The following is a 13,412-nucleotide window of genomic DNA, read 5'->3' on the forward strand; positions in this document are numbered from 1 at the left end:
TATCGGTCAGCGGACCGCCGCGAAGGCGGCGGCGAGCGGGGCGAGCTTGGCGGGGGTGAGCCCCGCTATGTTGATGCGGCCGGACCCGGCCATGTAGATGGCGTGATCCTCGCGCATCGCCTTCACCTGGTCGGGCGCCAGCGGCAGGGTCGAGAACATGCCCTTCTGCCGGGCGATGAAGGCGAGCGCCGGATCGAGCGCGGCCAGCCCCTGCCGCATCGCGACGATCCGGCTACGGACCTCGTCGACCTCGGCGAGCCACTGCGCGCGCAGATCGGCGCCTTCGAGAATCAGACGCACGACCGCCGCGCCATGATCCGGCGGCATCGACCAGTTGGCGCGCGCGAGGCTCAGTAGGTTCGACTGCACCACCGCCGCGGCCTGGGGGTCCGGCGTCAGGAGGAACAGCGCCCCGACCCGTTCGCGGTAGAGGCCGAAATTCTTGTCGCAGCTATAGGCGACCAGCATTTCCGGGCAGTGGCGCGCAACGATGCGGACACCGGCGGCATCATCGTCCATCGAATCGCCGAGCCCCTGATAGGCGAGATCGATGAAGGGCAGCAGGCCACGCTTCGCCATCAGAGCGCCCAGCGCCTCCCACTGCTCGACGGTGAAATCGGCGCCAGTCGGATTGTGGCAGCAGCCATGGAGCAGCACGGCATCGCCGGGCACGGCCCCGTGCAGCGCCGCTAGGATGTCGTCGAAGCACAGCTCCTGCGTCGACAGGTCGATATGGCGATGCTGGCGAAGGGGGAGACCCGCCGCCGCGAAGATCGGCGCATGATTGGGCCAGGTCGGGCCGCCGACATGGACGACGGCGTCGGGATTGTTGCGGGCGATCAGTTCGGCGCCGAGGCGCAGCGCACCGGTGCCCCCCGGGGTCTGGAGACCGGCGAGACGGGCCCGCAGCGAGGAATCGCCGAACACGACCGGCACCAGCCCCGCGAAAAAGCCGACATCGCCCTCGGGGCCGACATAGGCCTTGGTCGGCTGTTCGGCGAGCAGCTTCGCCTCGGCCGCCTTCACCGCGGCGAACACCGGTGTGTGGCCGGCCTCGTCCTTGTAGACGCCGACGCCAAGGTCGATCTTGTGGGCGCGGGGATCGGCCGCATACAGGCCGATCAGCGCCAGCAGCGCGTCCGAGGGCTGGAGTTCGAGCCGACCGAGCAGCGAGCGCTGCGCCGCCACGGGCTTCTCATCCAGGGTAATCATCGACGGCCGCTCCTCACACAAGCATTTCTTGTGGATTTTTTATAGCATGCGAGCGAAAGATACCGTTCAAACTTCGGCACGAAACCGCCATATATGAAATCAGCGCTTCAGATTATCGGATTTTGTGATGGAAAACGTTCAGCTCGATTCGATCGACCGCAAGCTGCTGCGGGTGTTGCAGCGGCGCGCCGACATCAGCCAGGCCGCGCTGGCCGAGGAAGTGGGCTCCTCTCCCGCTTCGTGCTGGCGGCGGCTGAAGGCGCTGGAGGAGGCCGGCGTGCTCGGCCCGACGGTCCGGCTGCTCAACCCGCAGGCGGTCGGAAAGACGCTCGACGTGGTGTGCCAGGTGCGGATGAAGGCACATGACGTCGAGAGCCGGTCGGCCTTCGAGTCCTTCATCGTCGGCCGCGAGGAGGTAATGGAGTGTCTCTCAATGTCGGGCGAGTGGGACTATCAGATCCGGGTCACCGTCAGCGACATGGCCGAATATGAGGAGTTCCTGATGCGACGCCTGCTCGCCCAGCCCGCGGTGGCGCATTCTGCATCGCATTTCGCGCTGAAGCGGATCAAGTCGACGACGGCGATCGCGGTGTGATGGCTGGTATTGGGGCAAGGCCTGCCCCTACCCCGTCATTCCGCCGGAGGCCCACAGCTGTGCGGGATTTTTGATCTGGGGACGACGAGAGCCTAGCGGGCCGGCTCGACCAGTCCACGTAGCGCTTCCGCGACCGCCCGCACCGCGCGATCGGCCTCTGCGCTGACAGCGTCGAGCAGGTTGAAGCCGTGGACAAGGCTGGGGAAATGGAGATGCTCGACCGCCGTGCCGGCGCGCTCCAGCGCCTCGGCGTAGAGGACCCCGTCGTCGCTGATCGGATCATAGCCGGCGGTGGCGACGATCGCCGGCGCGAGGCCGGCCAGTTCCCCCAGCAAAGGCGAGGCGCGCGGATCGGTGCGATCCACGCCGGCCGGCAGATATTGGTCGGCATACCAGCATATCTCGGGATCGGTCAGCAGATAGCCGGTGGCCAGCCGCTCGCGCGAGCCGCCCGGCCGCGGCGGGCTGGCGAGGTCGGTCGACGGACAGATCAGCAATTGCCCGGCGAGCGCGAGCCCCGCCTTCGCCGCCGCCTGGGCCGCGACCGCCGCGAGCGAGCCGCCCGCCGAATCCCCGCCGACGACTATCCGGCCGGGATCGATCCCCAGTTCTCCCGCCCGCGCCAGGACCGCCTCGACGGCGGCGACCGCATCGTCCACCGCCGCCGGGAAGACATGTTCGGGGGCCAGCCGGTAATCGACCGAGATCACCGCGCATTCCACCAGCGCCGCGATGCGCCGGCAGAAGACGTCGTGGGTCTCGAGGTCGCCGACCACCCAGCCGCCGCCATGAAAGAAGACGAGGACCGCCGACGGACCCGACAGCGCATCCGGCCGGTAAAGCCGGGCGGGCAGCGGCGGCGCAGCGCGGAGCGATATGTCCCGCGCCGAGACCCCTTCGACCGGCGGCCGTCCGGCATTGAACGACGCCAGCATCCCGTTGATCCCGACGCGCATGTCTGCCGCGGTGAGCCGCCCGAAATCGGGCGGCCCGGCCGCTGCGGCCTGGTCGAGCAGCGGCTGGATCTGGGCGTCGACCGTCATGCTATGTCCCCGGGACCGCGCTTCAGAAACGGTAGCGCGCGGTGATCCCCCATTCGCGCGGCCGGTTGTAGCTGGTGTTGTAGAAGCCCAGCGCCTCGACCGTAAAGCCGTCGGTAACGACCCGCTTGTCGGTCAGGTTGTTGACGAACCCGGCCAGGCTCCACTGACCGAAATCCGCCGTCAGCCGGGCATTGAACAGGCTGTAGGCTCCCTGCGACAGGATGCGGGTGTTGACCGCGTCGTTGAAGGTGCGGGTGCGGTAGCTCCAGTCGCCGAAGAAGACCAGCGCGCCGAAGCCGGTCGGCAGGCTGTACTGGCCGCTGGCATAGGTCGTCCATTCGGGGGTCTTGAGCGGCTTCGACGCGAAGGTCAGCCCGGGCACGTCGCCGAGTTCGCGATAGTCGAAGTCGGTGTGGCCGACCGACGCGGTCAGCTCGATCTCGGGCACCGGCTTGGCGGTCAGTTCGGCCTCGAAGCCCCGGATGCGCGCCTTGCCGGCATTCTCGGTCGCGACGACGAGGATGCCGTTGGACACGGTGTTGGTGCGCAGCTGGATGTCCTTGTAGTCGCTGTAATAGGCATCGGCATTGAAGCGCAGCCGCCGGTCGAACAAGGTGGCCTTGAAGCCGAGCTCATAAGAAGTGAGCTGTTCTGGCTTGAAACTGTGGAGCCCCTCTGCCTCCGATGTCGGCCGGCCGTCGAACCCGCCTGCGCGGAAGCCTTCCGAATAGACGAAATAGGTGAAGAGGTTGTCGGTGACCTTGTAGTCGAGGCTCGCGCGCGGCGAGAAGTCCGAATAGGATTGGCCGACCTTCGAGCCCGGTGCGATCACATAGCTGTTCGACTGGACGCGCAGCACGCTCAGCTCGGACTTCTTGGTCTCGTCGGTGTAGCGCGCGCCGAGGGTCAGCGAGAGCCGGTCCGAGATATCGAAGCTCGCCTGCCCGAACGCCGCATAGCTCGTCGTCCGGTAGGTCGTGTCGAGATCGAGGTTGAGGTCGAGCCCGAGATTGGCGGGATTGCCCGGGCCGCCCGGCGCGGTCGGTGCCGACAGCGGCGACCCGTCGAGCGGCCCCGGCAGCGCCTCGAGCGCCGGATAGAGTCCGGTCAGCAGCCGCGCCTGGTTGAAGTCGTTCGTCCGTTCCTTGAAGTAGAAGCCGCCGACGACCCATTTCAGCCGCTTGTCGAAGCCGGTGCCCGAAATCTGGGCCTCCTCGCTGAACTGGCGCTGATGATCGCGATTGCGTGTCGAGGCATAGTCGAGCGGCGAGCCGTCCTGATCGACCCCGAACAGGGAGAAGATCTTGCGATAGGCGGTGATCGACTTGACCTCCACCGCGCCCAGATCGACCGACACGATTGCCGAGGCGCCCCAGGCGTCGAGCCGGTTGTCGGTCAGGCCGGTGCCGTAGATGGTGTCGGGATCGGTCGACGTATAGCGCTGATCCCACGGCGTCCCCGCCGGGCCACCGACCAGCGCGTTCCACAGCGGCGCGGCGCTGTTCACCGTGTCGATGAAGGCGTTGACGACCGGCGGCGATTCCTGACGCTCGCGGGTCTTGTCGTAGCTCAGCAGGATGTCGACGCGGTCGCTGGGCTTGAGGTCGAGCGAACCGCGGAAGGTGAAGCTGTCCTGGTCGCCGGGGTTGCGGCCGATCGACTGCCCGGTGACCACATCGACCCGCCGGCCATAGGCGTCGGCATTCTTCGACGAGAAAGCGATGCGCGCCGCCGCCTTGTCCTCGACGATCGGCAGGTTGATCGCGCCGCGCAGGTTGATCCGGTCGTAGCGGCCGAAGGTTCCCTCGATCGTGCCGCCAAAGTCGTTGCTCGGCTTGGCGGTGATGAACTGGAGCGCGCCGCCCAGCGCGTTCTTCCCGAACAACGTGCCCTGCGGACCGCGCAGGATCTCGACCCGCTCGATGTCGAGCAGGTCGAACACGCCGCCCAGCGCCCGGGCATAATAGACACCGTCGATATAGACGCCGACCCCGGGATCGGACGCCGCCAGGAAGTCGAACTGACCGATGCCGCGGATATAGAGCTGGATGTTGCTGGTGCCGCCGCTGCCCGCGCCGCCGCTGGTCGTGGACAGGTTGGGAGTCGCGCCGCCGATCGCGGCGACATCGGCGATGCCGCGCTGGTCGAGCGCGTCGCCGGTCAGCGCCGAGATCGAGATCGGGGTTTCCTGCAGGTTGGTCGCGCGGCGCTGCGCCGTCACGGTGATCTCGGCGATGCCCTCCACCGGGGCGGCGGCCCCGTGCGCTTCCTGTGCCCGTACGGGAGTCGCCGCCAGGGCGACGCAGGCCGTGCCCAGCATCAGCAGCGTGCGGTTCGAAGAGACGGACAAATGCAACATGAGGAGCCCCCTTTTGGTTATCTCGGGCAACGCTATGCCTTTTTGGCCGGCCATGTTTTGGCACAGCGGACAAAAAACTATCGCCAGCCCGCCGCCGGTACGGTTGCGGGGTGCGGAGCGCCGCCGGGCGGGTAGAGATCGCCCCATCCAATCGTGCCGGGAGACGATCATATGTCGCATCACATCATTTCCGTCGATCACGGACACAGCATCTGCGACGCCCCCGGTTGTTCGCACAATCGCTGGCATCCGTTGATCGAACCAGCCCTGCGCATCGCCGCCGGGGACACGGTGGAGATCGAGACCCGCGACTCGCTCGACGGACAGATCCGCCCCGCCATGAAGGCCGGCGAGATGGCCGATGTGGTGCTTGATCGCGCGCATGTGCTGACCGGCCCGGTCTTCGTCGAAGGCGCGGAGCCCGGCGACCTCCTCGTCGTCGAGATCATGGAGATCGTCACCCCCGATTACGGCTTCACCGCGCTCTTCCCCGGCCTCGGCCTGTTGCAGGATCGCTATCCGGGGCCCTTCCTGCTGCACTGGGAGCTGGGAAAGGGCTTCGCGACCTGCGCCGACCTGCCCGGCATCCGCATCCCCGCCGCGCCCTTCATGGGGGTGATGGGGCTCGCCCCCAGCCTCGCGCGGCTGCGCGCGGTCAACCGGCGCGAGGCGGACATCGCCGGGCGGGCACTGGTGCTGCCGCCCGAGCCCCGCTTCGCCGTTCCCTCCGAACCCGCGATCGCCGGGGAGGCCTGGCGCACCGTCGCGGCGCATGAGAGCGGCGGCAACATGGACGTCCGCCAGCTCGTGGCGGGGTCGACGCTCTATCTGCCGGTCGAGGTGCCCGGCGCGCTCTTCTCGGTCGGCGACGCCCATTTCGCCCAGGGCGACGGCGAGAGCTGCGGCACAGCGATCGAGACGTCGGCGACGATCACGGCGCGTTTCGGCCTGCTCAAGGGCGAGGCCGCTCGCCGGAACCAGCACAGCCCGAGCTATCGCTGCGCCGCGACCGAGACGCCCGGCATCGGTTCCGCCGGGTGGTTCGCCACCACCGGCCTGCCGATCGACGCCGGGGGCGCGGTCAGCCCGATCGACAGCACGCTGGCGGCACGCAACGCCGCGGCGGCGATGGTCGACGCGCTGGTGATCGAGCGCGGCCTGACGCCCGAACAGGCCTATTGCCTGTTCAGTGTCGCCGGCGACCTGCGGATCAGCTCGATCGTCAACACGCCGCACGCGCTGGTTTCGGCGCTGCTGCCCCAGAGCATATTCCAGCCTTGATCCGCCGTTGCGATCATGAGACAAGTTGTTGTCCACCGGCTGTAATGCCATGGGCCGATGGCGACGATCCCCGAAGATCGCCACGCGAAGCGGGGAGGCACGTTCGCAGGGGGACAGCCGGATGATCCACAGCGCGTCGTCAGTAGCAGCCACGATCGAGAGCCATGGCCTCGACCATTGGCACGAGGTCGTCTGCCGCAAGCTGATCGGCATCGAGGTGGTGCCCGAGAAATCGGCGAGCTTCGACGGCCGCTTCATGATGATGCCGATGGGCGACGCGGCCCTCGCGCATGTCGAGGCGACGGCGCTCGTCGCGCACCGGTCCGAACGCCGCATCGCCGACGACAAGGAACCCGGCTTCCTGATCAACGTGCTGCTGTCCGGCCATGGCCGCTCGACCCAGTGCGGCAACCAGTCGGAGTTGCGCGCGGGCGACATCTTCATGCAGGATACCGCTCTGCCCTACAGCCTCGAGCTGGGATCGCGGGCCGCTCTGCTCACCTTGCGCGCGCCGCGCCCGCTGATCCTGCGCCACCTCACCCCGTCGGAGCGGATGTGCGGCGTCCCGCTCGCCCGCGACGGCATGGCACGGGTCGCCGTGGCGTCGCTGATCAGCCTGGCGGATGTCGCGCCGATGATCAGCAACAGCGAGCGGGAGATCGCCCTGGGCAGCATCCTGCCGTTGCTCGCGGCTGCATCGAGCGGCTTGTCGTCGCGGGCGAGCACGCCGTCGCACATGGGCTATGCGCGGGCGAACCGCTTCATCGAAACCCGCATCAAGGATCCCGCACTCGGCACCGCCATGGTCGCGGCCGCCTGCGGCATGTCCGCCCGCCAGCTGACCCGGCTGTTCGAGGCGGAGGGCGAGACCGTCTCGCGCGTGATCCTGCGCCGTCGGCTCGAACGCTGCCGGCTCGACCTCTTGTCGCCAACCCTCGCGCACCGGACGATCGGCGAGATCGCCTTCGCCTGGGGCTTCAACAACCTCTCGCATTTCAGCGAGAGCTTCCGCCGCGCCTATGGCTGCTCGCCGCGCGCCTATCGCCAGGGCGGCGGCGCGCGCTGATCGAAATATGGCCGGCGGATCGCTCCACCGGCCGTTCCCATCCCACGCCACGACCAGCCGCCCCCTAGGGCAACATGTTGTTTTATATGACGTGCGTCTTGATCCCGCTCGGCGCCAACGGCGGCGGGGCAGCGCCTATCGGCGAACCAGCGGGGCTGACCGGCCAGTCCGTTCATGGCATTTCCGGGGGTATCGCTTCCGCGATCAATCTTCGGAGCGGGTCGAGAGATCCTGCGCGATGATCACCAGCGCGCGCGCCTTGGCGCGGCCGACCTGGCGGATGTCGTGGCGCAAATGGCCGTCGAAATGGACGCAGTCCCCCTCGCGCAGCTCGACGCTACGGTCGGGAAAGTCGATCACGAGCGCGCCGGACAGGACATAGACGGTCTCGTCGCCGGGATGATCGGCGGCGCGGCTGTTCACCTCCTGGCCGGGCTCGATCATGAACAGGCTCAGGCGGCGCCGGTTGCTCGCCGGGAGGATCGCCTGGAGCAGGCCCATGCCAGGCTGCTCGTCCGATTTCATGTCGATATGCTCGTCGCGGCGGATGACGAGAATAGCCTCCTCGCTCGTCGTCTCGCCGAACAGCTGGCCCACCTGGACGCCCAGCGCCTCGGCGATCTTGAGCAGGGTGCTGATCGACGGCGATTTCTGACCGCGTTCGACCCGCGACAGATAGCCCTTGTCGAGATCGGTCGCGCCGGCAAGCTGGGCAAGCGTCAGCCCGCGCCGGCGGCGCGCACTGTAGATGCTGTTGGCGATCATCATATGGCTCGGCAGCGCGGTCGTCCCCGCCGCCGCCGCCCGCTTGCCAGTCGCTCTCGGCATCGACGCCCTCTTCTCACCCGCCATGCGCATGAGATTGCCGCGCGGTGCGGTTTAGGCAAGCGCCAATTGCGCACGGCTGACGGCGAAGACCGCCCTGCCGCTCGATTGTTCTGGGCGATCCCCGACCAGCCGGTGGAACTCCGGGATCAGCGAATTTCGGGGCTGATGCTTGGCCGGTCGCGATGCGCCGGCACGAAGCGTTGCGCGGAGAAGCTGTGCGGCACCGCCGCGCTGCCGCCATAAAGCTCGTGGTGCGGCGCCGCTTCGGCAAAGGCGCAGACCAGCTCGAACAGATTGCGCGGCGGCCCCTCCAGTCCCTCCAGGGGATATCCGGCCAGCAGGCGTAGCGCATCGTCGAGCCTGGGCATGAATGCCGAATAGAAGTCGGCGAAATCCTGCTTCGATGCGGCCCAGCGGATAAGGCTGCGCTCGCCCTCGGTAGGCCGCGCCCAGCGTGCGGCGAGATCGGCGAACGGCTCGAAACCATGGGGAAGATTGTTGTCGGTGGTCATGATCGAAATCCTCAGGCGGCGAGAAAGCGTTCGTGCACGAGCGCGGCGTGGCGGATCAGGAATTCCTGGTCCATCAGCTGCATCGTATCGATCGCCCCCGAACGAATACCGGTGAAGGTGTCCTCCATGGTCGCGGTGTCCTCCAGCCAGGCATTGCGATGGAGCGCGTTGACATGGAGCTGCGCCGCCCGCTCGGCGGCGTTCCGGGCCGGCCGGAAATAGTTGATCCCCTCCCACAGGGTCCGACCATGGTCGAGCGGCCAGAACTGGTGGGTGAAGAAGGACATGCCCGGATAGCCACAGCCCGACGCGAGATGGATGATGAAGTTCGGGAAGATGTTGGGCAGCTCGAACTGGAAGTCGGTGCGCCGCGTCGGATTGATCCCCGGCGGCAGCTGGTCGGGGCGCGGGCGGTGCGGCTCGGCCGAATGGAGCACACCGGCAAAAGCCGCGGTCGACGCGGCCGTATCCATGCCCGCGCCGTAGATGGTCGAGGAGGCGTGCGGGCCAATCAGCTTGAAATCGCTATGCTCGACGCCGCGGAAGCCCGGCAGCGAGCCGGCGTGGATGGTCGGCACATGATAGCCTTCGGAAAAGGCGTAATGGGCGACCTTCCAATTGCATTCGAGTACGGTCGAATAGCGGAAGATGGTGGTCGATTCCGCATAGGGATAGCCGCCGAACAACGTGGCGAAGTCGCCCAGATAATCGAGCAGGCTCTGCTCCGGCGGATCGGCGAAGTTGATGAAGACGAAGCCTTCCCAGATGTCGCAGGCGATCTCGCGCAGTCCGAGGCAGCTCTTGTCGAGCTTGCCGAACCCCTCCTCCACCGGCACCGATTTCAGCGGGCCGTCGGTGCCGAACACCCAGCCGTGGAAGCGGCAAGTGACGACGCCGGCGCGCGAGCGGCCATAGCTTTCGAAATCGCTGTTCGGCACCACCTTGTTGCCGCGATGGGTGCAGACATTGTGGAAGGCGCGGATGCGACCGTCCTTGCCGCGCACGATCAGCACCGAGGTATCGGCGACCGGCATCTCCTTGACCTTATAGTCGCCGATCTCCGGGATCTCCCAGGCGACAGCGACTTTCAGCCAGGCACGGCGGAAGATCTTCTCGCGTTCGAGTTCATAGACCGCCGGGTCGCGGATCGCGTCCACCGATACCGGATCGATACCCAGTTCGGCCCGGATTTCCGCGATCGAGCGGCCGAGGTGGCCCAGCGCCCTGTCCTGCACGTTCATTGCTGCTCTCCTTGCGTAAATCAGGCGTCGGCCAGGGCCGCCGGCTTGGGCGACCAGCCGTCGGGATAGTGCGAGATCAGGTCGGCCTTGAGCTCGAGCCGGCGGAACCGCCAGCGAGCCCCGTCGACCCGCGCTTCGGCGGCATAGCGCCCGCCGATCCAGTAGGCGCGCCCGCTCGCGGCGGTGGCGACTTCCCACAGGTAGAATTCGATATCGGCCGACCGCATGTCGGCGCTCAGCCCGACCTTGGGCGAAACCAGATAATGGAGAGTCCAGCGGAAACCCTGGTCGGCATTGCCGGCGACCCCGTCCGCGATCGTATCGCGGCCGCGCAATTCGCCATAGCGGTCGATCAGAAAGGCCGCATCGGCCACGAACAGGTCGCGCAGGCCCTCCGCCGACGGTCCGCCGTCGAAGGCCCGCCCCAGGTCGGCGATCAGGTCGTCGATCGCGCGAAGGGCCTCGAGACGGATGACCCGTTGTTCCAGCGATTCCATATTCGCTCCGCAAAAGCTGGGGGCGGCCAGACTGGGCCGCCCCCTGTCACGATCAGAAGGAATAGCGCGCGGTGAGGTACCATTCGCGCGGGCGACCGAAGACCCCCTCGACGATGCCGCCGAAGGAGTCGGCATAGCCCGAGCCGAGATAGACCTCCTTGGTCAGGTTCTTGACGCCCGCGGTGATGCCCCAGCGCTTGTCCTCGTCATTATAGGCGATCGACGCGTTGACGAGGTGATAGCCGTCCTGGACCAGCAGCGGATTGTTGACGGCGTCGTTGTAGACCCGCGACCGGTAGGACCAGTCGACCCGCGGCTGGAAGCTGCCGATCCCGTCTACCGCGATATTATAGGCGACGCCCGCGCTGAGCGTCCATTTCGGAGCGTTCTGAAGCTTGGTCGCAGTGGTCACGCCCGCGTTGAGCGCGCGGATGTCGACCCGGCGATATTTGGCGTCGAGATAGCCCAGACCCGCGTCGATCTGCAGCCCGCCCACCGGACGCGCCTGCATCTCGAGTTCGAACCCCTTGATCCGTGCCTTCGCCGCATTCTGGATGATCGGCGCGAAGCCCAGGGTCGGGTCGTTCACGGTGATCTGCAGGTCATCATAATCGTTGAGGAAGGCCGCCCCGTTCAGCCGCAGCCTGCGGTCGAACAGGTCCGACTTGAAGCCGACTTCGTAGGTGGTACTGGTCTCCGGCTTGAACGACGGGATGAAGGCGAACGGCGGGAAGACGCGCTGGGTGAAGCCGCCGCCCTTGAAGCCCTCGGAGTAGGAGGCATAGGCCAGCAGCTCGGGGCTGAAGCGATAGGCCAGGCTGACCATCGGGGTCCAGGCCGTGTCCTTCACCGTCGCCCTCTGGCCCAGCGGCCCCATCAGCGGATCGCCGTCCTGCAGGCCCGAGCCGTCCGGATTGAAGGGCGAACCGGTCAGGAAGCCCGCTTCGACGACATATTGGTTCGCGTTGCCGAAGGTCTTCTTGTCCTCGGTCCAGCGGAGACCGGCGGTGAGGTTGAGGTTGTCGACGATCTCGTAGGTACCCTGCCCGAAGAAGGCGAGGCTCTTGCCGTCGAGGACCGCGCCGCTCAGGAACACCGCATCGACGATGTTGACCAGGTCCCGGTGATTGCCGCTCTCGCTCGAATAATAGCCGCCGACGACCCAGTTGAAGCGGCCGTTGGCGACGTCGCCCTGGAGCTGGACCTCTTCGGAGAACTGATCCTGCTTCCAGTCGCTGTTCGTCTGGATGATCGACGCCGGGCTATGATCGGAGTCGCGGGTCCAGAAGCCGGTCACCTTGCGATAGGCGGTGATCGACTTGACCGAGATGCCATCGGCGATCTTCCACTCGATCGTGCCCGACGCCCCCCAGATGTTCAGATCCGAGCCCGACTGGTAGCGCTTGGGATTGCCGTTGGTGAAGATATCCGAGATGGCCGAAAAGGTGCCGCCATGGCGATAGGGCGCGAGCGCCCACTGGCTGTTGAAGCAGCGCTGGTCGGTGAAGCGACCCGCTGCCGCCGGATTGGCACAAATGCCGGGCGCACCCGAATAGACGGCGTTCCACACCTGAGCGGCCGGCGCATTCTCGTCGATTGCGATCGCTACGTTCGGCGCCGACTGCTCGCGCGCGCGCGATCCGTCGACGGCCAGGTCGATGGTGACGTCGCTCGACGGTTCGAGCCGCAGCGCGAAGCGACCAGCGAGCTGATCGGTGTCGCCCAGGTCGGGCGCACCGGCGACCACGCCTTTCACATAGCCATCGCGCTTGTGGTAGAAACCGGCGATGCTCGAATAGACCCCCTCCGCCAGCGGCAGGTCGATCGAACCCTTGGCCTGGATGCGGTTGAAGCGGCCGGTGGTCAGCTCGAGCGAGCCGGCCAGCTTGTCGCCGGGCTTCTTGGTGACGACGCTGACCGCGCCGCCGATCGTGTTGCGGCCGAACAGCGTGCCCTGGGGACCGCGCAGCACCTCGATCCGTTCGACGTTGAGCACGTCGAGGACATTGCCGACGCCGCGCGAGATATAGACCCCGTCGAGATAGAGGCCGACGCCGGGATCGGCCGAGAGCTGATAATCGTTCTGGCCGATGCCGCGGATGAAGATGGCGGCGGTCGCATTGCTCGCCGAGACCGGCACCGAGCTGTTGAACTTCACGTTCGGGGTGAAGTCGCCGATCTGCGTGACATTGTCGATGCCGCGCGCGGTCAGGCCCTCGGCCGTGACGGCGGAGATGGCGATCGGCGTATCCTGCAGCGATTCCGCCCGGCGGCGCGCCGTGACGGTGATGATCTCCACACCGCCATCGTCGGCCGTCTCGGCCGATGCGGCATCCGCCGGCGCCTGCTGTGCGCTGGCCATGCCGGCCGGCGCCGCAAGCCCGATCAGCGAGGCGCCGATCAGCAGCCCGCGCCGCAGCATATTCTGGTTCATCACGTTCATCGTCCCTTTTCCTCCCGATTGCACCCGGCACGGCGCCGGTTCGTCGGACACCCGGAGGTGTCCATCCGGGTCGCGCCCCCGCGCGCCCACCGATCACGAACCCCACGGCTGGTGACAGATGCATGCAACACCGTCGGGGGCCTGATGCGCTAGCCTCAGGGCGCGAGAAGCAGCACCACAGCGCGATCGAATGGGACATCGCCGAAACGCCCATTTTTCGGGCTTCCCGCCGCTCATACGCGCGCGAACGCGCGGTCATGTCGCCATTTCGGGGCGCATGACGGCCGCTTTGATGCGGTGACCGGCTACTAGGCTCGGCAGAGGGATAGCCGTCC

At 67.1% G+C, this 13,412-nt stretch carries 11 protein-coding genes; 3 read left to right on the plus strand and 8 right to left on the minus strand.

Features of this window, described 5'->3' with window-relative positions:
• Window positions 1-6: 6 nt before the first annotated feature.
• Complete coding sequence (locus ASE22_RS02125) at window positions 7-1,212, minus strand: amino acid aminotransferase (protein ID WP_056354290.1); 1,206 nt, start codon at window positions 1,210-1,212, stop codon at window positions 7-9.
• Window positions 1,213-1,336: 124 nt separating this feature from the next.
• Here ASE22_RS02125 and ASE22_RS02130 point away from each other — a divergent pair, with 124 nt between their 5' ends.
• On the plus strand, window positions 1,337-1,807 hold the full coding sequence (locus ASE22_RS02130) for an Lrp/AsnC family transcriptional regulator (RefSeq protein ID WP_056354291.1): 471 nt from the start codon (window positions 1,337-1,339) through the stop codon (window positions 1,805-1,807).
• Between the two features lie 92 nt (window positions 1,808-1,899).
• On the opposite strand, the gene ASE22_RS02135 is transcribed toward ASE22_RS02130, so the two are convergent.
• Window positions 1,900-2,850, minus strand: a complete 951-nt coding sequence (locus ASE22_RS02135) for an alpha/beta hydrolase (RefSeq protein WP_056354294.1) — start codon at window positions 2,848-2,850, stop codon at window positions 1,900-1,902.
• A gap of 22 nt (window positions 2,851-2,872) precedes the next feature.
• Window positions 2,873-5,209, minus strand: coding sequence for a TonB-dependent receptor (locus ASE22_RS02140; protein ID WP_056354296.1), 2,337 nt, complete (start codon window positions 5,207-5,209; stop codon window positions 2,873-2,875).
• A gap of 171 nt (window positions 5,210-5,380) precedes the next feature.
• Here ASE22_RS02140 and ASE22_RS02145 point away from each other — a divergent pair, with 171 nt between their 5' ends.
• Together ASE22_RS02145 and ASE22_RS02150 are read left to right on the plus strand one after the other, a co-directional pair.
• Window positions 5,381-6,490 (plus strand): acetamidase/formamidase family protein, encoded by a 1,110-nt coding sequence (locus ASE22_RS02145; protein ID WP_082545782.1) that lies wholly within the window; start codon window positions 5,381-5,383, stop codon window positions 6,488-6,490.
• A gap of 121 nt (window positions 6,491-6,611) precedes the next feature.
• Window positions 6,612-7,556, plus strand: a complete 945-nt coding sequence (locus ASE22_RS02150) for a helix-turn-helix domain-containing protein (protein WP_056354298.1) — start codon at window positions 6,612-6,614, stop codon at window positions 7,554-7,556.
• Between the two features lie 204 nt (window positions 7,557-7,760).
• Here the strand turns inward: ASE22_RS02150 and ASE22_RS02155 are convergent, their stop codons facing one another.
• The 5 genes from ASE22_RS02155 to ASE22_RS02175 form a co-directional block, all read right to left on the minus strand.
• On the minus strand, window positions 7,761-8,384 hold the full coding sequence (locus ASE22_RS02155) for a helix-turn-helix domain-containing protein (RefSeq protein WP_162254002.1): 624 nt from the start codon (window positions 8,382-8,384) through the stop codon (window positions 7,761-7,763).
• 146 nt (window positions 8,385-8,530) lie between these two features.
• The gene (locus ASE22_RS02160) at window positions 8,531-8,896 is read right to left on the minus strand and encodes a hypothetical protein (RefSeq protein ID WP_056354306.1); all 366 of its coding nucleotides are present in this window, start codon (window positions 8,894-8,896) and stop codon (window positions 8,531-8,533) included.
• 11 nt (window positions 8,897-8,907) lie between these two features.
• The gene (locus tag ASE22_RS02165; protein ID WP_056354309.1) at window positions 8,908-10,137 is read right to left on the minus strand and encodes an aromatic ring-hydroxylating oxygenase subunit alpha; all 1,230 of its coding nucleotides are present in this window, start codon (window positions 10,135-10,137) and stop codon (window positions 8,908-8,910) included.
• Window positions 10,138-10,157: 20 nt separating this feature from the next.
• Complete coding sequence (locus ASE22_RS02170; protein WP_056354310.1) at window positions 10,158-10,634, minus strand: nuclear transport factor 2 family protein; 477 nt, start codon at window positions 10,632-10,634, stop codon at window positions 10,158-10,160.
• A gap of 52 nt (window positions 10,635-10,686) precedes the next feature.
• Entirely contained in the window at window positions 10,687-13,077 is a 2,391-nt protein-coding gene (locus tag ASE22_RS02175) for a TonB-dependent receptor (RefSeq protein ID WP_056354313.1), read from the minus strand.
• Window positions 13,078-13,412 lie beyond the last annotated feature (335 nt).

It is taken from the genome of Sphingomonas sp. Root720 (assembly GCF_001428605.1).
Classification (GTDB): domain Bacteria; phylum Pseudomonadota; class Alphaproteobacteria; order Sphingomonadales; family Sphingomonadaceae; genus Rhizorhabdus.